The organism is Legionella micdadei (assembly GCF_000953635.1).
In the GTDB taxonomy this organism is placed as follows: Bacteria; Pseudomonadota; Gammaproteobacteria; order Legionellales; family Legionellaceae; genus Tatlockia; species Tatlockia micdadei.
Map to the genome: position 1 here is coordinate 1,922,540 of NZ_LN614830.1, position 19,608 is coordinate 1,942,147.

Genomic DNA, 19,608 nt, shown 5'->3' on the forward strand with positions numbered 1-19,608 from the left:
CTTAATTGTTTAACGGTGATGGCGCCTGCGCTTGACGAGGACGTAAACAACATTTTGAATTAGTTAAGTATATTTGTATAATTATCGGCTTTTTCTTTTATAATTGACCTCTCTATGTTAACCAATCAACTTTTAAGCCTTGGATTTACACGAGAACAAACCTCATCCCTATCTGTAAATTTTTCTTTCGAAAAAAGCCAGCTCTTACAATACTTATTAGAGCCCATCCTTGATCAGCAAAGCCATCAACCTATGCTGGATAACACGGGTAACCCACTTACATCTTTATCCGTACTTATCCAAGCTGGCTTTACTCCAGGGCAATTAACATCCATACTAAACTACGAAAATGAAATCGCAAACATCGACATCCTACTCGATTTACTATTGCCTTATTTAGATGAAAGGCAACAACCCTTGCGTGATCATGCGGGTAATCTTATCACCCCACTTTCTAACCTTATCAGCGCTAGATTCTCTCACGACCAAATCGTCTCTGTATTAACCCATTATCGCGGTTCTAAAAGTCTCAAAGCCTTACAGGAATTATTACAACCCATGTGGGATGCAAGTAGCTCTTGTACAATTCCTTTTTTGGTATTGATTCAGACAGGATTTACTCCTTCCGGTATTATTTCTATTTTAAACGATGATAATGGTTATAGAAATCTAAGAGCATTACTTCGGCTATATAACCCTGAACCAAACACGACTGGTCATGCAACGCCACTCTCTTGCCTAGTTGAGGCAGGGTTTACCCTAGATCAAATCATTTCTGTCTTAAGCCATGAGGGTGGGTATAAAAAATTACAGGCTCTATAACAATTGATATGCCCCATATTAGGCATGTATGAACAACCTTCCTCACCAGCAACTATGTTCTTAACAACCCCACTCACTTGCCTTCTTCAAGCTGGATTCACTATTAGTCAGCTCATTTTTATTGTCAATCGTAATACGGATTTGGTCAGCTTATTGAATACCCCGGTGATTTTTGATTTTGTTAAGAGTCAATCACGTATTGTTGCCGTTTTTGAACTTGCTAAAGTTTCTGATCGAGCTGTTCACACTGGACTACTAAAATCCATTTTAAACTTCCCGCGATTTCGGGATTATTTAGACCAACAATCAGACACCGTTTTTCAGAATTTATGCATGCAAATTAAATTATTAAGTTCAGGGCAAGTCAGGCAGACAAAAATATCCTCTGATGATGATTTAAACCGCTTATGTCAGCAATTTGGCAGTAATCAAGGCCGTTTAAGAACAAGCATTGGTGAGGGAGTATGCACTACCAATGACAGGCATCGTTTCTTCCCTTCAAACAATTTACCCCCCACTGTTACCGCTCAGTTTCAACCCAACGTAACTCCTCCTGCATCCCATCTTGATAAGAAGAGCTTCACCGTCTAGGCTTGTGAGGCTCTTCTCGGGGTAGTTTATTCTTTACGTCTTCTCCAAGTTGTTCCTGTTGGACTATCTTCTAACTCAATTCCCTGCTTTAACAACTTATTTCTAATCTCATCAGCTCGCGTCCAGTCACGGTTTGCTCTAGCGTGCAGCCGTTCCTGGATTAGATTTTCAACTTGAGTCTTTTCATCATCCTCAAGACCTGCTTGAAGGAATTCTTCGGGGGGAGTCACTAGTAAACCCAAAATAGATGCCGCATGCTTTAGCGTTGAAGCCAACAAAAGCGAATTAGTCTTATTAACTTCATGGCTTAATTGAAACAAAATAGATAAAGCAACAGGGGTATTAAAATCGTCATTCATTGCCTCATTGAATTGCTCAATCCAATCCGCAGCTAATTCGCCATTTTCTTCAATATTATTGAAGTCTTTTATTGATTGGTAAAGACGAGTTAATGCTTTGTTTGCATTTTGCAAGTTTTCTTCCGAATAATTCAAAGGGCTTCGATAATGGCTGCTCAACAAAAAATAGCGCACGACTTCAGGATGATGCTGCTTCAATACATCTTCAATCGTGTAAAAGTTACCAAGTGATTTCGCCATTTTTTCATTATTGACCTGCAACATACCTACATGCAGCCAATAATTTGCAAAAGTTCGGCCACTTGCTGCCTCACTTTGAGCTATCTCATTTTCATGATGGGGAAACTGTAAATCCAAACCACCTCCATGAATATCGAATTGCTCACCAAGCTCATGCATTGCCATCGCCGAACATTCAATATGCCAACCTGGTCGCCCATCCCCCCATAATGAAGGCCAACACGGCTCCCCTGGTTTAGCTTTTTTCCACAAAACGAAATCAAGCGGGGAACGTTTCTCTTTTACCACATCAATACGCGCTCCCGCGATTAAACCATCGACATCTTTATGTGAGAGCTTACCGTAATCAGCAAATTGTTCAACCTGGTAACACACATCCCCATTATCACTAACATAAGCATAGCCCTTGTCAATTAATTGTTTAATTAATTGAATGATTGAATCAATATGATTAGTTGCTCTCGGCTCTATATTAGGAGGCAAAATATTTAATGCTCGGGCATCGTCATGCATAGCGTTAATGTACTGAGCCGTCAATTCATCAATGCTCACACCGCGCTCGTTAGCTCGAACAATAATTTTGTCATCTATATCCGTGATGTTACGAACGTAAGTCACTTCATACCCTTGGGAACGCAGAAAGCGCACAATAACATCAAAACAAACCATGGAGCGGGCATGCCCTAAATGGCAGCGGTCATATACGGTTATGCCACAAACATACATGCCAATTTTACCTGGTTTGAGTGGCTTAAACAGCTCTTTTGTTCGTGTTAATGAATTATAAAGATTTAACATGCCTGCCCCTTAACTGATTTTGCCCCAGGTATCTTTAAGATCGACTACACGGTGAAAAGCCTTCACCCCACCACCATCAACTTGATTAACCGCATAATAGCCAAGACGTTCAAATTGAAACACCTCATGCAAAGGTTGGGTTAAAAGCGAAGGCTCACAAAATCCTTGTCGAACTTCCAATGAATCTGGATTTAAAAACTGAAGAAAATCTTTTTCACGAGCAGGATTAGCATCATTAAACAGACGATCGTATTGATAGATTTTGACAGGAAAAGCATGTTCACAAGAAACCCAATGAATAACCCCTTTAACTTTTCGGTCAGGTGGGTTTTTGCCTAAAGTATCTTGATCATAAGTGCAGCGAAGCTCAATTATTTTCCCTTGTGCATCATGAATAACCTCGTTACAACGGATTACGTAACCATACCTTAAACGTACCTCGGTTCCAGGAGATAAGCGAAAATAATTTTTGGGTGGATTCTCCATAAAATCGCTTTGATCGATGTAAATTTCTCGGCAAAACGGGATGGTGCGATGACCAGCAGCGGGATCCTGGGGATGGAACTGTGCAGTTAAATTTTCCACCTTATCTTGCGGGTAGTTTTCAATGACAACTTTTAAAGGATCAAGAACGCACATTGCTCGTTTTGCGGTTTTATTTAACTCAGCACGAACACACTCCTCAAGTACTGACATATCAATGATTGAATCGCTGCGTGAGATACCTATAATTTCACAGAATTGCCTAATGGCAGCTGGCGGATACCCTCTTTTGCGCATACCCCGTAAAGTCGGTAATCGAGGATCATCCCAACCCTCAACAATTTTTTCTTCAACAAGCTGTCTTAATTTCCGCTTAGAAGTGACGGTATGAGATAAGTTAAGGCGAGCAAATTCAGTTTGAATTGGTTTTGCCGGAACCACTAAATTGTCAATAAACCAATCATATAATGGGCGATGGTCCTGAAATTCCAAAGTGCAAAGGGAATGCGTTATTTTCTCGAGTGCATCAGAAAGTGGATGTGCGTAATCATACATCGGATAAATACACCAAGCATCACCAGTACGCTGATGATGAGCATGGCGAATACGGTAAAGGACTGGATCACGCATGTTCACATTACCGGATTGCATGTCAATACGCGCACGCAATACATGGGCTCCATCAGCAAATTCACCTGCTTTCATCCGAGCAAATAAATCAAGATTTTCCTCAACAGAACGGTTGCGATAAGGACTTTCACGCCCCGGCTCTTGCAATGTCCCTCTATAAGCACGAATTTCTTCCATGCTTAAACTATCAACATAGGCTTTACCCTGCTTAATTAAATCAACAGCATAGTCGTAGAGCTCTTGATAATAATCCGAAGAATGGGTCATCGCACACCATTCAAAACCTAACCATCGGACATCCTCAATGATGGCATTGACATATTCCTCTTCTTCTTTGATCGGGTTCGTGTCGTCAAACCGTAAATAGCAACGGCCACCAAACTCTTCAGCTATACCAAAATTCAAACAAATTGATTTAGCGTGCCCAACATGTAAATAACCATTAGGTTCAGGTGGAAATCGTGTAATAACCTCTTTGTGTTTGCCACTTGCTAATTCTTCTGCAACTAATTGGCGTATAAAATTCGTTCTTTTTTCACTCGTCTTTTCACTGCTTTCTATCATAATTTTTTCCGTTACTTATCCATCGCCAACCGCATATCGTGTAGGAGAGACGCGCCCGCAGCAACTGCATTCGCTGAAGCCTTATACGCTTCAAAAATACGGCTAATTATAGCTGCACCGACAATGACACCATCGGCAAACTGAGCTACTTCAGCTGCCATTTCCGGTGTTTTTATCCCAAAACCGACCATCAAAGGTAATTTCGTTTGCGATTTTCGATGGCAATACAATTCTTTAACCTTATTTAAATTAAAATCACTTGAACCCGTCACACCCTTTAATGATACGAAATAGAGATAACCACCTCCATGCTGGTTAATCAAAGCCATTCGTTCGTCAGACGTCGTAGGTGAACATAAATAGATACTGTATAAATCATAAGTCTGCCAAATAGGAGTAATTGCATCACTTTCTTCAGGAGGCAAATCAACCAATATTGTTCCATCAACCCCAACTTGTTTAGCACGCTTAGCGAAAGCTTCATAACCATACTGCTCTACGGGGTTTAAATAACCCATTAATATGATAGGGGTTTCTTGGTCTCGTTCACGAAATTTTTTGACCATCATGAATACATTTTCACAAGTCACATTATAGGCTAATGCCCGTTCCATAGCCGCTTGAATAACAACACCTTCAGCCATTGGATCCGAAAAAGGAATACCTATCTCAAGAATATCTGCTCCTGCTTTCACAAGCTCATGCATCAATGAGACAGTCATTTCTGGATGTGGATCGCCAGCTGTAATATAGGGGCTTAGCATCTTTTTACCTTTAGCCTGCAATTGAGCTAAAGTTTTATCAATTCGATTCATAGAGTACCCTTTCAAATTACACGGATAAGTTATCGATACTCGCAATGGTATGCATATCTTTATCACCACGACCGGATAAGTTAACAATGATTCGTTGCGATGTCTTCATGGTTTTAGCGAGTTTCATTGCGTAAGCAATGGCATGGCTGGATTCTAACGCAGGAATTATACCCTCGACTCGTGTTAATGTACGAAACGCATGCAGTGCTTCTTCATCATTGATAGGCACGTATTTTACCCTACCCGTATCTTTGAGATAAGCGTGCTCAGGTCCTACCCCAGGGTAATCAAGTCCTGCAGAAATAGAGTGAGTATCCTTGATTTGGCCGTATGAATCACAGAGCAAATAGGTACGGTTTCCATGTAAAATTCCTGGCTTTCCAGCGATCAAAGAAGCAGAATGCTGACCTGATTCAATCCCCTTACCGGCGGCTTCCACACCATAAATGGCAACTGACTTGTCTTTTAAAAAAGGATAAAACAATCCAATGGCATTCGATCCACCGCCTACGCAAGCCACTAGAGCATCAGGAAGCTGCCCTGTTTTTTCCAAAATCTGCGCTCTTGACTCACGGCCAATGACCGATTGGAAATCCCTAACCATTTGAGGATAAGGGTGAGGGCCTGCTACCGTGCCTATAATATAAAACGTATTGTCAATGTTAGCGACCCAATCGCGCATTGCTTCATTTAGAGCATCTTTTAATGTCTTAGAACCTGCAGTAACAGGAACAACCTCAGCACCTAAGAGTTTCATCCGGTAAACATTAGAAGCTTGGCGCTTAATATCCTCAGATCCCATGTAAACGACACATTCTAAACCATATTTTGCGGCAACTGTTGCTGTGGCAACGCCGTGCTGTCCTGCTCCTGTCTCCGCAATAACCCTCACCTTTCCCATTCGCTTTGCAAGTAAGGCTTGCCCAACGGTATTATTGATTTTGTGTGCACCAGTATGATTAAGGTCTTCCCGCTTTAAAAAAATTTGTGCCCCTCCAATTTTGGCAGAAAGGTGCTCAGCGTGGTATAGTGGCGATGGCCGACCAACATAATCCGACAGTTCCTTGTTAAATTCAGCTAAAAATTCTGGATCGAATCGATAATGCTGATAAGCTTTCTTTAGCTCTTCTAAAGCATACATTAGCGTATCTGCTACAAATATCCCTCCGTAAGGTCCAAAATGCCCATGCTCATCAGGAAGCTCTTTCTCACTCATTTTTCCCCCGTAACGCACTTACAAACTGTTTCATTTTTTCGTGATCTTTAATCCCATAAGATGATTCAATACCACTGCATACATCTACAGCGTAAGGTAGACTTTTATTTACAGCTAAATTGACATTGGTTGCATCCAAACCTCCGGATAAGATAAAGGGTTTATCCAAGTTACTCGGAATGAGCCCCCAATCAAAAGTTTTACCTGTGCCCCCATAACTGCTCTCTGACGGGGTATCTAAAAGGATAGCCGAAGCTTGGTGATAGTCTGAACAGTATTTATAAATCGATGCAGCAGTGCTAACTTGCATTGCTTTTATGTAGGGTTTTTTAAATTGGCCACAAAATTCAGGCGATTCTTCACCATGGAATTGCAACCAAACAATGGGTAGCTCATTGAGAATTTCGTCCACCAGCAGTGAAGAAGGATTAACCAAAACGGCAACAACATCAACAAACAAAGGTACATTGCGCAGAATTTTTTTTGCCTGGGTAATCGAAACACAACGAGGGCTTTTGGGATAGAAAATTAAACCAATTGCATCAACCCCTAACTCCGCAGCATGGGCGATGTCTTCTTCGCGGGTCATGCCGCACATTTTTATTCGCACTCGAGCATTATTCAATTAGCGCTCCCACAGAAATAGAGGCCCTGGATTAGCTTGTATTACACCAAATTCGTCAGGATACGTCACTCCTACTAAGTATAAACCATAAGGCGGCGCTGTTTCCGCGCCCAATCGCCTATCCTTAGCATGTAAAACATCTTTCACCCAATCAGCAGGTTTTTTTCCAGAACCAACAGCCATTAGAACACCAGCAATATTCCTCACCATGTGATGTAAAAAAGCATTAGCGGTGATATCAATCATAATGAGATCACCCGTCCGGGTCACCCTCAGCTGATGTACATTCCTCATTGGTGTATTCGATTGACACTCCACAGAGCGAAAAGAAGTATAATCGTTTTCCCCTAATAAGAATTGACTGGCTTCTTGCATTGACCGATGGTCAAGCTGACGATATTGCCAGGTCACACTACTTCGCAAAAGTGCTGGCCGAATGGGGGAATTATAGATAATGTACCTATAGCGCCGGGACAAAGCCGAATAACGCGCGTGAAAATGATCGGGCATTTCCCGTCCCCATTTCACACAGACGTCTTTTGGCAAAAACGAATTAGCACCATGAATCCAAGAGCGGATGGTTCGCTCTTTTTCACAATCAAAATGAATAATTTGGTTTGTTGCATGAACACCTGTATCAGTTCGACCGGCGCAAACGATGCTGATTTCACAATCCGCTACTTTCATTAAAGCCTGCTCTAATACTTGCTGAACTGTATGCAGGCCAGTCTGCGCTTGCCAGCCATGATACTGGCTACCATCGTATTCAACCCCTAAGGCAATACGCATTTTCGCATTTCCAGCTGGAAAATGGCCAATGTATAACACTAGAATCTTTTTGTCTAGGCTATAGCGTATTTCCAAGGCAATTTCAAACAACAGTAAGTAGGCGCTCGATTGAAGATAAACTTTCAAATGCAGTGGGTTGTCAATCATGGAGATTCTGATTACTGAGAAAGATCCGTGTAAATTTCATTGCATAACGAACCGCACTATTCCATAATTTGCACTTAGAATTTCTCTTTATGTGTAAAATGACAGCATTACTCTTAGATGGCAGAAAAGCAGCAACTTACCTGAAAGAAGGGGTCAAGCTCGCTGTTGCGGAAAGAATATCGAAAGGTCATAAGGCTCCTGGTTTAGCAGTGATTTTAGTAGGAGATGATCCAGCGTCTAATATCTATGTAGCCAACAAACGCAAAGCTTGTCTTGAAGTGGGTTTCAATTCTCATGCTTACGACTTGCCAGAAAATACTTCTGAAAAAGAACTGCTTGAATTAATTAGCCAATTAAACCATGCAGAAGACATCGATGGTATTTTAGTTCAATTACCTCTACCTGATGTGATAGACCCCAATAAGGTGATCGAATGCATCAATCCAACAAAAGATGTGGATGGATTTCACCCTTATAACATAGGGCGGCTGGTACAGCGGAACCCACTCCTAAGACCCTGTACTCCCTATGGGATTATTCACTTGCTGTCTTATTATCAAATTCCACTTGTGGGGGTTAATACATTAGTAATCGGTGCTTCGAATATTGTTGGCCGGCCTATGGCTATGGAATTTCTACTAGCTGCATCCACTGTCAGCGTTTGTCATCGGTTTACTACGGATCTGGAGAAATATGTCCAGATTGCCGACATCATCGTCATTGCTACCGGGATTCAGGACGTCATTGACGTGAATTGGTTAAACGAGAAACAAATTATTATTGATGTTGGGATGCATCGCTTGCCAAATGGACAACTTCGGGGCGATATAGACTTTGAACGAGCTAAAGAAATTGTTTCGTGGATAACGCCAGTACCAGGCGGGGTTGGCCCAATGACTATTGCTACCTTGCTGCAAAATACTCTCCTTGCAGCAAATTATCGGTTACAAAATAAAAATTAAGCGAGGGGACTAAGGCGCTATCTGAACTTAACGATCGAGTTCATCCCAATCAAATTCTCCATCTAATTCATCGAATTCTTCTTTCAATCGTTTACGTTCAAGTTTTTCCTCCAGTAATTTTCGAACTTGCCTTTTATGACTTAGTTCCTCAGGATTCTCTTCGTCTTCTTCATAATACTCAGAAAAAGAATGAGGATCTTCTTCATATTCTCTTCTCAAGCCCATAATTGCCTCCTGTTGCCCCTATGACTCAAACGAAAAAGGTTGGTAGCACAACCTAATTATAGTGCAATATTTTATGAATGAGGCGTTGCTGCTCTAAGCACTACAAAATCCTCAAATGGGGCTCTTATATCTTAATAAAGATCTTCTTACGGTAAAGGATAGAGAGAATCAACAACCAAAAGAGTGTGTAGCTTAGCGCATAAAATAAGGAAGCATTTTCTGGCGATGCCCAACCAAAAAGCCTATTAGTCACGAATAATTTTAAATTTTCAGATACACCATTTGCACAATGTATCATTATTACTATCTGTAATTTTAAGAAGAAAACATGCAAAAAATAAACTGCCAAGGCATTCGCACCAAAAATTTCAAAGGGCTTAGACCACGATTTCCACTTTTGAATTTCGATTAACCAATAGCAAAACGCTAACACAATGAGAGCCCAGCCTCCTGTCCACAACACATAGGAGCTTGACCATAGTATTTTATTAATGGGAAACCAGATACTCCACAGCCATCCTACAATTAACGCCATGATACCAAACGTAATTAAGCCTTTAAGCTTTTGCCAATGATCATATTTTGAAAGCAGCCAAGCTCCCGATATATTTCCCAAAAGGGCTGTAGCAATAGCAGGAATGGTACTTAGAAGCCCTTCTGGATCGTAAAATTTGCCATAGAGATGGGCCGAAGAGAAAATAACTCGATCCACATACGCTGCGAAATTACCTTCTAAAGTCAGATTGCCAACACCAAATCCAGGTACATTAGCTAAAATTAGGATCAACCAGTAACCAATTAATAGAATTCCAATAATCAATACTTGTATTTCAATTTTTGTTGTTAGGAATAAAATAGAAGCAACAAAATAACAGATTGCAATACGCTGCAGTACCCCATAAAACCGTAACGTCGACATTTCAAAATGATTTGGAAAAGCATTTAGAAGAAGCCCAATTAAAAAAATGATGAGACTACGCTTTATAATCTTGATAAGCAGCTGCGGTAAGGGCATATGATTAACTTCTCTTGCCTTTGACAAGCTAAATACAGATGAGACGCCAACAATAAAGATGAAAAAAGGAAAAACCAAATCCGCTATGGTACATCCATTCCAAGCAGAATGCTCAAGCCATGTATAAGCCGTTTGATTCCCAGGACTGTTGACTAAAATCATTAGCGCAATCGTTAGACCGCGAAAAACATCCAGCGATAATAATCGGGAAAATTTGTTCTGGCGGATTTTTTTTGCAGGTGGAATCATGCCGATCCTACATACCATTTGTGGGTTTCTGTTCTTGGTAAAGCTTTTACCCCATGTGCTTCAATGAAAGCAACGATGGCCCATCTGGCAAACGGCTTGCCAATGAGTGTTTCATCAAGTTGTATCACGTCGTGCCAACCGGGCGAAAATTCGTCACTGGGAATAACTTGCTTATAATTTGAGGAAAGCATAAAAATAGCATGGCCCTCTTTGTGCTCTACAATTTTTAAATCATCAGGTGATGAGCCGATTCTCAATCCAGGGCAACTTTCTGCAATGGCTAAAGTAAACGATCCTGCATCAAAATGTGGTTTGGCAAGATACTTTCCAGACTCCTGCCAATCATATTTTAAAAAACGTAATAAAAGATGCACATTTTCAGTAGCAAAAACCTTATCAACTATTCCAGTAAATTGTTTTTCAAAAATTTTTAGAATTCCATAGACGGTTTCATAAGCCAAATCCCAAATCGGCTTGGCTTTAGTCACAAAATCTGAAACTACTGGATTCTCACTGAGGAACTGCTCATATTTTTTAAATAATGCAGGATGAAAATGGAAAAATTCTTTAGAATCATTGTAAACATGATCCGCTGGATCGCGGTGCTTAAACCCAACATCTCCTCTACGATGTTTAGGTGCTATAGTAAAATCGATCTGTTTTTTGATTTCATCAGGCTCTTCCAAAAACTTCAAAAAGGAATCAATCGCATTTCTTAGCACAAAGGGGTCAATAGGGAATGGAACTTGGACAAAACTTAGCTCCTTAAGGTGTTGAAAAATTGCCTCACCCATCAAAATCATAACTACCCTCTTAAGCAACCCAATAGGCTGAGTGAATTGAAAAAAAAAATACGGGCTTCTTTGCGACTCTTTAAGATATGTCCTCAGCTGCCTGTATAACAAGCGATTGTAGTACCATAATACCCATCAATTTTCAATTAGGTTTACTTGGCACACTTACTACTACTCCGCTCTGCTCCAAGATTGCCGCCTTACTCCACCTGCCCCTTAATACTTTTTAGCCCACGAACTGGTACATCTATATGATAAATGTAATGCTGTATAATTTGTTTAGCTTGCTCAGTAGTCAGCGGCTTTGTAAGAGCACCTTCCATACTGTAATCATCGCAATCGTATTTAACAATGTCGGCCTGATAACCTGTAAGCGCAATAATAGGCACATGGTATTCTGTACCTCGCTCAAGCTGTCTGATCCTTTTTGAAACGACATAACCAGAAGTATCTTCTAAACCAATATCCATGAACACAAGATCATACTTGCCTGGTTCAAATAACATCGCCGCCTTATCGCCTGATTCAGCAACATCCACATGGCAATCAAGTTGCATTAATAAAGCTTGAGTTGCCCTTTGGGCAATTGAATTATCTTCTACCATCAATACCTTTGGTGGTTTTTTTTCAATTAGATCGTCTAAATCGTCTGAAATAGCAGACGGCTCTTCAGGAACTTGTTTTCGATTGTAAGCCTGTAACTCTTTCTTAATTTTTGCAAGTTGCTCTTTAAGTTTTTTCGTTTCCGTGATATCGATTAAGATGCACACCAATCCAATGACTTTTTTATCTTTATTATGTAAAGGGATTCTTGTAGAAAGGTAATAGACGATATCCCCATTTTTATTGACAACAGGTGCTTCTGTAGCCTCATACACAGGTTCTCCAGATAGCAATACATTAATATCATCCTTTTTGAGTATCTCACTTCGTTCTTCTGACCAATCAGCAAGAGAAACAAGTTTCTTATAGGGATGTGAACCTATTATTTCTTCAGTTTGAGTAGTGCCGAGTAAACTACGGAAGTTTCTATTACATCCTACAAGACAGCAATTTTTATCTAATAAATAAACTAAATTTGGCATGCAATCGATAACATCAACATAGAATTGATTCATATCGATATCACTGGTATTTTTTGGGCTCGTTCGGACAGTTGAGCGCGACATGCTTTTTTCTCCTCAGAAAGTACTTGCAAATGAAGTATAGTACATTCACTAACAGAAGGATCTTCACCTAACAATTTGATAGTAGGGACTAAATTTACTTGCTCCATGATCAAAAACCTTGAGTACCAAATATAATTTAACAGTTAATTTTTCCTTAAGCTAATTATGGAATAATTAATCATCTAACCAGTCTGATGCAGTCATGTTTTTATCGGTTGATAATCTAAGTGATGGAAATTGTGCTTTTTATGCTTACTCCATTGCTCTCATTGATATTATCAAGCACGAAAGTAAGCGAAATGTAACTCATACTTTTGAAACGTGGTGTGCTTACGATCCTTCTATTAGACCTTATTTAAAGCAAATCCTCAGCTTTAACTATAAAGATCAGAACGTTATTCTGTTAAAAACCTTGCAGTCATCATTAAGAAAAATTGTACATACCAGCCAATTAAATTTACTGCAAGAGGAAAAAAAGAAAGATCCACTTGATTATTATATCCAACAAAACGCTGTCTACATCAAATTTAGAGAGCTAGTCAGGGCATTTTTGTTCCGCAGAAGTTGTGATCCAGATTATAACGAACTAGCCGATTCTCACGCAGTTCGAAATCTAGCACAAAACCTTGCTAAAAATATATATAATCATGCATCAAAAAATCAGATAACCCATGAATTAATCGAGAAGGCCATCACTATTGCATTTCTTAAGGATGTTTATGGTGAAAGTTTTCGTCAATCTCCCAATGAGCGAAGGTTGAATGAAGAAGGATCTGTCATTTTAGCAGGACTAAAACGAATTACCCAAGACTATTATTGGGGGAGGTTTGCCGATTTAAACATTTTATCTGAAACGTTTGACGTTAATTTTCATTGCCTTACTGATGGTGAGCCCAACTCTAATTACGTGTTTCGTGATAAACCAGGCAGACCAATCATCACACTTAATAATGAAGATAATCTTCACTGGACGACGCAAATTACGACGTCTTTTTCCATTGAGAATAGCTCAACAAAAAATTATCATCGCTTCTGCACTGATAGTTTATTAACGAAACAAGAGATTCAAAAAATATATAAGACCTATACAACAGGTTTTATTGCTTTCTTTGGCAGAAACCATATGGCTAAAGGAAGAGAAATTGTTCAGCTTTGTGATGATCCGCACCTGACAGTTGATGACATTATTAGTGTTATAAATCACTATATTAATGATTCAAGAATTAAATTTAATTCGGATAGCAGCTTCATGAAACGTGCTAACTACCTATTGCAGAGGTATGAGTATTACAATGGCTATGAAGATGTTTTAGATGAGAGTCTTCAGCTTATTTAGCAAATCTGTTCATTACTAGGACAAAATGACCGCTTGATTTGTTAAGTGACATTGGATAAGATGATTGACGATTTTGCTTAAAAAAAAGCCATAGTATGGAAATTATGTCTTCAGGCAGGTCAAACCAATTTTTATTGCTTAGATGGAGATGTGTTTATGTCTCAAGAAGGAATTTCGGTATTAGGCTCAGAAGTAATTGAACCTTCTACAAAAAACTGGCGCAAACAAGATACAGTTTGGATGCTAAGTCTCTATGGAACCGCGATTGGCGCAGGCACGCTGTTTCTACCCATCAATGCTGGTTTACACGGCATTTGGCCACTAATCATCATGGCCATCCTTGCCTTCCCAATGACTTATTTCTCCCATCAGGCATTATGTCGATTCGTGCTCTCAGGTTCCTCTGAAAACAACGATATTACAGAGGTTGTTGAAGAACACTTTGGCAGTGTTGCAGGTAAAATATTAACAGTCCTTTATTTCTTTGCAATTTACCCCATATTGCTCATGTATAGTGTTGCTATAACGAATACAACCGAAAGTTTTATTGTTAATCAACTCGGTATGGAAGCACCTCCACGGGCGCTGCTAGCTATAATCTTGATTATGGCGTTAATGGCAATAGTGCGTTTCGGGCAAGACATTATTGTGAAATCAATGAGTTTATTGGTTTATCCCTTCGTTAGTATCCTCATGATTTTATCGATATACTTAATTCCGCATTGGAATGATGCGATTTTCCAACAAAGCAATTTTAGCCAAGCCTCAGGCGGGAATGGCTTTTTAATGACCTTGTGGTTAATTATCCCGGTTATGGTTTTTTCGTTCAACCACTCGCCGATTATCTCTTCTTTTGCGGTGAATCAAAAACAAGCCTATCGAGATAAAGCAGACGAAAAAAGCTCATGGATTTTAAAATACAGTCACATTATGATGGTCGTTACGGTTATGTTTTTCGTCTTCAGCTGTGTTCTTAGCCTATCTCCTCAAGATCTCGCCCTAGCAAAAAAGCAAAATATTTCGATTTTATCCTACTTGGCAAACCATTTTCATACGCCAACTATCGCGTATATTGCCCCAATTATCGCTTTCATCGCCATTTCTAAATCTTTTCTCGGGCATTATTTAGGAGCTAGCGAGGGTCTACATGGCTTAATAGTTAAAACACTTCGCAGTCGTGGTAAAAAAGCTGGCAGCCTGAGACTTTATTCATTAATCGAAGGATTTATGATCATCAGCTGCTGGGCAGTAGCAACCATCAATCCGAATATCTTAGCTATGATCGAAACTCTGGGGGGCCCTATTATTGCGCTCATCCTATTTTTGATGCCCATGTACGCAATCTTGAAAGTTCCAGTAATGAAAAAATACCGTCAACCGCTGGCGAATGCTTTTATTACCCTTATGGGTATCATTGCAATTTCCGCTATTCTTTATGGTTTAATACGCTAATACAAAGATCACTGCCCCAGTACATAGCGCCCACTCTCACAAGTGGGTCATTTCGCTATTATGGGTTAGCCGCCTACAACAGCCCTTAAAAATATAGACTATTATATTGGAATCCAGATTAGTTTGCTCAGTAGGAAAAAGATGAAGCAAGATTATGTACTTTGTGCCACCAAGGAAGGCTATCATAAAGTGTCTTACATAGAATGGGGTGATTCAAACTCAGTTGCTTCCGCTGTAGTTTGTGTCCATGGCTTAACGCGAAATGCCCATGATTTTGATGCTCTTGCAAATTATTTAAGCATGCAAGGATACCACGTTTTTTGCCCTGATGTCGTTGGCCGTGGAGACAGTAGTTGGCTTAAAAATCCCCAGAATTACAATTTTGATCGTTATATTTTAGACATGAATGTTCTCATTAGCAGAACAGGTGCAACACAGATTGATTGGATTGGTACTTCGATGGGTGGTCTGATAGGAATTATGATGGCTGCCCTACCTAATACTCCTATCCGCCGCCTCATTCTCAATGACGTCAGTCCCCAAATTCCAATTCATGCGCTGTGGCAACTGGCAAAATATGTGGGTAAAGACCCTGAATTTTCAAGCAAAGAAGAAGCAAAAGAACATTATAAGAAGATCTATGCTGAATTCGGCAACCTCACTGAGGAACAATGGGATCAATTCACTGAGAATAGTGTTATGGAGCGCGCTCCTGGTGTTTTTATTAGTAAGTACGATCCGAGTATTCATGACTTCAGAATAAAATGGCAGGCTGTCAAAGAATTTTTTTATCATCCTCATAAAGCACTTGAAGGGATACTATTTGACATTGATCTTTGGGAATTTTGGCACAATGTTAAATGCCCTGTGCTGGTCATTCGAGGGCGACATTCAAAACTACTCCTTCCTGAACACATAAAAAAGATGAAACGAACCCATGGGCAAGTTGATGTTTTAGAGATTGAAGATGCAGGCCATGCCCCGGCCTTACTTGACCATGAACAACATGAAAAGATAATCACGTGGCTAAATCATGTCGAGGCTGATACCTCCACTTAAACCAATCATCGAAATTCACAAAAATTTCAAAAAAAAACCCATTGTGTTATAAATTTTATGCAAATTGTCCAATTCATCTTAGCTTCTCTTGATGCTTTAGTATATTATTTATACAGGATCCACAATATTCTATTTGATGTGCATAAGGTCTATATTATATCTATAACTTGAAAATACCTTAATTAAAGAGGAATATTAGACCAAACGGCTTGAAGGATAGTTCGATGAAACTATTATTTCTTGGTGTGTCATCTGCTTTTAGTGTAGGTGAAAACAGATTTCAATCGAATATGCTGATTGAAAGTGAATCGGGTAGTAAACTGCTTCTTGATTGCGGAAGTGACGCCAGACATTCACTGTATGCCCAAGGATATACTTATAGCGACGTTGATGCTGTGTATGTTAGCCACCTTCATAGCGATCATATTGGAGGACTTGAATGGCTAGGGTTTTCCAAACGATTCATTGATGGAAAAAAAATTACTCTCTACATTAGCCCTGATTTAATCGATATATTATGGAATAACGCATTACGCGGGGGGATGTCCTCAATAGAATCCGAACAAGCAACCTTATCTGCCTATTTTGAGGTTGAACCCATTCATGATGGCTTCGTTTGGGAAAACTATCATTTCAAATTGGTAAAAACTATCCATTCTATCTCTAATGGTGAAATCTTGCCGAGCTATGGGTTATTTATCACCGGAAATTCCAAAAAAATTTTCATTTCGATGGACACCCGTTTCACTCCTGATGTCTTACAGCCTTTTTATGACAAAGCGGACGTTATTTTTCACGATTGTGAAACCGCAGCGAAATTAAGCGGCCAGCATGCCCATTACAACGAATTAAAAATGCTTGACGCTAAAATTAGAAAAAAAATATGGCTGTATGATTATAATTGCGGGCTGCTGCCGAATGCAAAAAAGGATGGTTTCAAAGGCTTTGTTGTTCGAGGACAGCGTTTTGATTTTTAAACCGGACAGCTACTATTTGCACGTTACCTAAAATTAAAATTAAATACTTTTTCCTTAGAAAGCAATCAGTTACATCTAAAGATTAAAAAAAAGAGTTGCACACAATCTCAATTCGTGTAAAATTTGCCCAGTTATGAAAAGAAAATTGATTTTACTAACAGGAATTACTCTGCTCTTACTACTAGGCTTCTTTTCGTGGTGGTATTGGCCGCAAAAGCCCGAAAAACCCAAAGAAATCGTATTAAAGCAGAAATCATTTGAGCAATTACCGGGCTGGAGAACGGCCAAGGTAAAGAAATCACTGCTCGCATTTCAAATCTCTTGCAAAGCTTTTTTAAAGCAAGATCCAGAGCAATTGGTTGGTAGTGAACACATCACCCTAAAAGCAAAGGATTGGCAGCCTGCCTGTCGCGCCGCCCTTGCGATAAACCCCATTTCAGAAACCGCTGCAAGAGAATTTTTTCAGCAATGGTTCACTCCAGTTGAATTTAACAATAATCAACCAGTGCGTGGTCTATTTACTGGTTACTACATGGCTTTATTACACGGTAGCCGCACGAAATCGAAAGAATACAACGTTCCTATTTACGGGTTACCTTCAAATCTTGTCACAATCAATTTAGGCTTATTTGATCCCTCATTTAAAAATCGTCGAATCGTAGGCCGAATAGCAGGTAATCAAATTCTCCCCTACTACACTCGCGCTCAAATCAATAACGGCGCTATTACCGAAAAAGCCCCTGTGCTCCTTTGGGTAAATAGCCATATTGATCGGCTTTTCTTGGAAATTCAAGGTTCAGGGACCGTTCAGCTCGATGACGGCTCACAAGTACATCTGGGGTATGCTGGAGAAAATGGCGCACCGTATACTTCTATTGCCCGCGTCCTCATTGATCAAGGTGTGATGACGAAAGATAATGCTTCCATGCAGCATATTAAGCGCTACCTGGAACAAAATCCTGAACAGATGCACAAGGTCTTAAATCAGAATAAGTCCTTTGTGTTTTTTCATTACTTAAAAGACGAAGCTGCATTAGGCTCTCAGGGCGTTGCTTTAACACCAGGTTATTCCTTAGCAATCGATAAAAAATGGATCCCTTTAGGAGCCCCGCTCTGGTTAAATACAACAAGACCTGATCTAAACCCAGACCAAGAGAAAGCATTCCAACGCTTAATGATCGCCCAAGATACCGGTGGTGCAATCAAAGGATTAGTGCGTGGTGATGTTTATTGGGGAGCAGGTGAAAAAGCAACTTTTATCGCTGGCCATATGAAAAACCCAGGACACTATTGGTTGTTGCTGCCCAACCATACAATTACCAAATTACAAAAAAAATTACCTAGCTTATCCTAGCTGTTTAGCCTAATTTACAGCCGTGAAATCAATTGGCAACAGGCCCTAATTTCAACCATGGATGCGCTGGTGATAACCCGACTGACGGTTTTCAACTTTATACCGTGCACTACGCCCGGTCTCTACTAGAATCTGTTAAAAATAGGTAATTTTTTACTTCCATATCACAGCCTTTGAACGGTGTTGATCGCCATCAAGATAATGAATTTTATAACCCTTTGAATTTTCAATTTGAAGGGTGGCTACACCTTTTTTAAGTTGGAAGGCAGAAGCCGGTGAGCATTCAATTTTGACGCCATGATGAAAGAGACTATAATCCCCGTGTACATGGCCGGTAATAATCAATTTCACTTTAGAATCGGAAATTATTCTCCATAAATCGTCACGATTGTTCAAAATATATTGATCAATTAGTGGCGTATTCACAGGTATAGGATGATGGTGCATAATTAAAGCAACATTTTTTTCACTTTCTTTAATATTCCGTTCGACATCGTTTAAATCGCTGAAGCTGATGTACCCATTTTCAGATCCTTCCAGCTTAGAGTTTATAAACAACAAATTCCAATGCTTTAATTCAAGAAATTTTATGCGATTAAAAAGGAAATGTTGACTAAAAACTTCGCTCATTATTTTTTCATTATCATGATTGCCTGGAAGCCAAAAAACAGGTTTTTTGCAGCCTATAAATGACTCCAATAAATGTTGATAAGTCTCCGGGCTTTCATCTTGTGATAAATCGCCTGTTAATAAAATAAAATCCGTATCTTGAAGTTCTTTTTTAACAATAAAATTCATCACTTCATCGAAATTTTTATTAGGTTGAGCACCAAATAAAGTGGAATGGTTTGCAAAAAGGTGAGTGTCGGTGACTTGTAAAATTTTCAAACTGCCTTTTGTAGAAAACTCGTTTAGCATAATGAAATAATAAAAGGAT

At 39.6% G+C, this 19,608-nt stretch carries 19 protein-coding genes; 8 read left to right on the forward strand and 11 right to left on the reverse strand.

Annotated features, from left to right (window positions below; translation table 11 throughout):
- Nucleotides 1-114 precede the first annotated feature (114 nt).
- Together LMI_RS08585 and LMI_RS08590 are read left to right on the forward strand one after the other, a co-directional pair.
- Nucleotides 115-822: a hypothetical protein gene (locus LMI_RS08585; RefSeq protein ID WP_045099433.1), complete on the forward strand. Its 708-nt coding sequence runs from the start codon at nucleotides 115-117 to the stop codon at nucleotides 820-822.
- Between the two features lie 54 nt (nucleotides 823-876).
- Nucleotides 877-1,413, forward strand: a complete 537-nt coding sequence (locus LMI_RS08590; RefSeq protein ID WP_144405777.1) for a hypothetical protein — start codon at nucleotides 877-879, stop codon at nucleotides 1,411-1,413.
- 26 nt (nucleotides 1,414-1,439) lie between these two features.
- Here the strand turns inward: LMI_RS08590 and cysS are convergent, their stop codons facing one another.
- Genes cysS through truA form a run of 6 tightly spaced genes read right to left on the reverse strand, consistent with a single transcriptional unit; the run spans nucleotide 1,440 to nucleotide 7,932 of the window.
- Complete coding sequence (gene cysS / locus LMI_RS08595) at nucleotides 1,440-2,810, reverse strand: cysteine--tRNA ligase (RefSeq protein ID WP_045099435.1); 1,371 nt, start codon at nucleotides 2,808-2,810, stop codon at nucleotides 1,440-1,442.
- Nucleotides 2,811-2,819: 9 nt separating this feature from the next.
- Nucleotides 2,820-4,487, reverse strand: coding sequence for a glutamine--tRNA ligase/YqeY domain fusion protein (locus tag LMI_RS08600; RefSeq protein WP_045099436.1), 1,668 nt, complete (start codon nucleotides 4,485-4,487; stop codon nucleotides 2,820-2,822).
- An 11-nt stretch (nucleotides 4,488-4,498) separates the two neighbouring features.
- A complete protein-coding gene (trpA, locus tag LMI_RS08605) occupies nucleotides 4,499-5,302 on the reverse strand; it encodes a tryptophan synthase subunit alpha (protein WP_045099437.1) in 804 nt (267 codons plus the stop codon).
- A gap of 16 nt (nucleotides 5,303-5,318) precedes the next feature.
- Nucleotides 5,319-6,518, reverse strand: coding sequence for a tryptophan synthase subunit beta (gene trpB / locus LMI_RS08610; RefSeq protein ID WP_045099438.1), 1,200 nt, complete (start codon nucleotides 6,516-6,518; stop codon nucleotides 5,319-5,321).
- The gene (locus tag LMI_RS08615; protein ID WP_045099439.1) at nucleotides 6,511-7,143 is read right to left on the reverse strand and encodes a phosphoribosylanthranilate isomerase; all 633 of its coding nucleotides are present in this window, start codon (nucleotides 7,141-7,143) and stop codon (nucleotides 6,511-6,513) included. Before LMI_RS08615 ends, trpB begins: the two co-directional genes overlap by 8 nt.
- On the reverse strand, nucleotides 7,144-7,932 hold the full coding sequence (gene truA, locus LMI_RS08620) for a tRNA pseudouridine(38-40) synthase TruA (protein WP_045100664.1): 789 nt from the start codon (nucleotides 7,930-7,932) through the stop codon (nucleotides 7,144-7,146).
- Between the two features lie 245 nt (nucleotides 7,933-8,177).
- Here truA and folD point away from each other — a divergent pair, with 245 nt between their 5' ends.
- Nucleotides 8,178-9,041: a bifunctional methylenetetrahydrofolate dehydrogenase/methenyltetrahydrofolate cyclohydrolase FolD gene (folD, locus tag LMI_RS08625; protein WP_045099440.1), complete on the forward strand. Its 864-nt coding sequence runs from the start codon at nucleotides 8,178-8,180 to the stop codon at nucleotides 9,039-9,041.
- A 27-nt stretch (nucleotides 9,042-9,068) separates the two neighbouring features.
- Here the strand turns inward: folD and LMI_RS08630 are convergent, their stop codons facing one another.
- From LMI_RS08630 to LMI_RS08645, 4 genes are all read right to left on the reverse strand, one after another.
- On the reverse strand, nucleotides 9,069-9,266 hold the full coding sequence (locus tag LMI_RS08630; RefSeq protein ID WP_045099441.1) for a hypothetical protein: 198 nt from the start codon (nucleotides 9,264-9,266) through the stop codon (nucleotides 9,069-9,071).
- 124 nt (nucleotides 9,267-9,390) lie between these two features.
- A complete protein-coding gene (locus tag LMI_RS08635) occupies nucleotides 9,391-10,530 on the reverse strand; it encodes an acyltransferase family protein (protein WP_045099442.1) in 1,140 nt (379 codons plus the stop codon).
- Nucleotides 10,527-11,333 carry a hypothetical protein gene (locus tag LMI_RS08640; protein WP_045099443.1) on the reverse strand — a complete coding sequence of 269 codons (807 nt, stop codon included), beginning with the start codon at nucleotides 11,331-11,333 and terminating at the stop codon, nucleotides 10,527-10,529. Before LMI_RS08640 ends, LMI_RS08635 begins: the two co-directional genes overlap by 4 nt.
- Before the next feature lie 191 nt (nucleotides 11,334-11,524).
- Complete coding sequence (locus LMI_RS08645) at nucleotides 11,525-12,493, reverse strand: response regulator (protein WP_045099444.1); 969 nt, start codon at nucleotides 12,491-12,493, stop codon at nucleotides 11,525-11,527.
- 202 nt (nucleotides 12,494-12,695) lie between these two features.
- Here LMI_RS08645 and LMI_RS08650 point away from each other — a divergent pair, with 202 nt between their 5' ends.
- The 5 genes from LMI_RS08650 to mltA all read left to right on the forward strand — a co-directional run bounded on the left by LMI_RS08650 (nucleotide 12,696) and on the right by mltA (nucleotide 18,671).
- Complete coding sequence (locus tag LMI_RS08650; protein ID WP_045099445.1) at nucleotides 12,696-13,829, forward strand: hypothetical protein; 1,134 nt, start codon at nucleotides 12,696-12,698, stop codon at nucleotides 13,827-13,829.
- Between the two features lie 156 nt (nucleotides 13,830-13,985).
- Nucleotides 13,986-15,281 carry a serine/threonine transporter gene (locus LMI_RS08655; protein ID WP_045099446.1) on the forward strand — a complete coding sequence of 432 codons (1,296 nt, stop codon included), beginning with the start codon at nucleotides 13,986-13,988 and terminating at the stop codon, nucleotides 15,279-15,281.
- Between the two features lie 141 nt (nucleotides 15,282-15,422).
- Entirely contained in the window at nucleotides 15,423-16,340 is a 918-nt protein-coding gene (locus LMI_RS08660; RefSeq protein ID WP_045099447.1) for an alpha/beta fold hydrolase, read from the forward strand.
- A gap of 224 nt (nucleotides 16,341-16,564) precedes the next feature.
- Nucleotides 16,565-17,317, forward strand: a complete 753-nt coding sequence (locus LMI_RS08665; protein ID WP_045099448.1) for an MBL fold metallo-hydrolase — start codon at nucleotides 16,565-16,567, stop codon at nucleotides 17,315-17,317.
- Between the two features lie 133 nt (nucleotides 17,318-17,450).
- Nucleotides 17,451-18,671: a murein transglycosylase A gene (gene mltA, locus LMI_RS08670; protein WP_045099449.1), complete on the forward strand. Its 1,221-nt coding sequence runs from the start codon at nucleotides 17,451-17,453 to the stop codon at nucleotides 18,669-18,671.
- 153 nt (nucleotides 18,672-18,824) lie between these two features.
- Here mltA and LMI_RS08675 read toward each other — a convergent pair whose 3' ends face one another.
- The gene (locus LMI_RS08675) at nucleotides 18,825-19,589 is read right to left on the reverse strand and encodes a metallophosphoesterase (protein WP_045099450.1); all 765 of its coding nucleotides are present in this window, start codon (nucleotides 19,587-19,589) and stop codon (nucleotides 18,825-18,827) included.
- Nucleotides 19,590-19,608: the final 19 nt, after the last annotated feature.

What these genes read in the sequence shown, in the direction of transcription:
- LMI_RS08585 (WP_045099433.1), top strand. Translation starts at nt 115, where the DNA reads ATGTTAACCAATCAACTTTTAAGCCTTGGATTTACACGAGAACAAACC.
- LMI_RS08590 (WP_144405777.1), top strand. Translation starts at nt 877, where the DNA reads ATGTTCTTAACAACCCCACTCACTTGCCTTCTTCAAGCTGGATTCACT.
- cysS (WP_045099435.1), bottom strand. Translation starts at nt 2,810, where the DNA reads ATGTTAAATCTTTATAATTCATTAACACGAACAAAAGAGCTGTTTAAG.
- LMI_RS08600 (WP_045099436.1), bottom strand. Translation starts at nt 4,487, where the DNA reads ATGATAGAAAGCAGTGAAAAGACGAGTGAAAAAAGAACGAATTTTATA.
- trpA (WP_045099437.1), bottom strand. Translation starts at nt 5,302, where the DNA reads ATGAATCGAATTGATAAAACTTTAGCTCAATTGCAGGCTAAAGGTAAA.
- trpB (WP_045099438.1), bottom strand. Translation starts at nt 6,518, where the DNA reads ATGAGTGAGAAAGAGCTTCCTGATGAGCATGGGCATTTTGGACCTTAC.
- truA (WP_045100664.1), bottom strand. Translation starts at nt 7,932, where the DNA reads ATGCGTATTGCCTTAGGGGTTGAATACGATGGTAGCCAGTATCATGGC.
- folD (WP_045099440.1), top strand. Translation starts at nt 8,178, where the DNA reads ATGACAGCATTACTCTTAGATGGCAGAAAAGCAGCAACTTACCTGAAA.
- LMI_RS08630 (WP_045099441.1), bottom strand. Translation starts at nt 9,266, where the DNA reads ATGGGCTTGAGAAGAGAATATGAAGAAGATCCTCATTCTTTTTCTGAG.
- LMI_RS08635 (WP_045099442.1), bottom strand. Translation starts at nt 10,530, where the DNA reads ATGATTCCACCTGCAAAAAAAATCCGCCAGAACAAATTTTCCCGATTA.
- LMI_RS08640 (WP_045099443.1), bottom strand. Translation starts at nt 11,333, where the DNA reads ATGATTTTGATGGGTGAGGCAATTTTTCAACACCTTAAGGAGCTAAGT.
- LMI_RS08645 (WP_045099444.1), bottom strand. Translation starts at nt 12,493, where the DNA reads ATGTCGCGCTCAACTGTCCGAACGAGCCCAAAAAATACCAGTGATATC.
- LMI_RS08650 (WP_045099445.1), top strand. Translation starts at nt 12,696, where the DNA reads ATGTTTTTATCGGTTGATAATCTAAGTGATGGAAATTGTGCTTTTTAT.
- LMI_RS08655 (WP_045099446.1), top strand. Translation starts at nt 13,986, where the DNA reads ATGTCTCAAGAAGGAATTTCGGTATTAGGCTCAGAAGTAATTGAACCT.
- LMI_RS08660 (WP_045099447.1), top strand. Translation starts at nt 15,423, where the DNA reads ATGAAGCAAGATTATGTACTTTGTGCCACCAAGGAAGGCTATCATAAA.
- LMI_RS08665 (WP_045099448.1), top strand. Translation starts at nt 16,565, where the DNA reads ATGAAACTATTATTTCTTGGTGTGTCATCTGCTTTTAGTGTAGGTGAA.
- mltA (WP_045099449.1), top strand. Translation starts at nt 17,451, where the DNA reads ATGAAAAGAAAATTGATTTTACTAACAGGAATTACTCTGCTCTTACTA.
- LMI_RS08675 (WP_045099450.1), bottom strand. Translation starts at nt 19,589, where the DNA reads ATGCTAAACGAGTTTTCTACAAAAGGCAGTTTGAAAATTTTACAAGTC.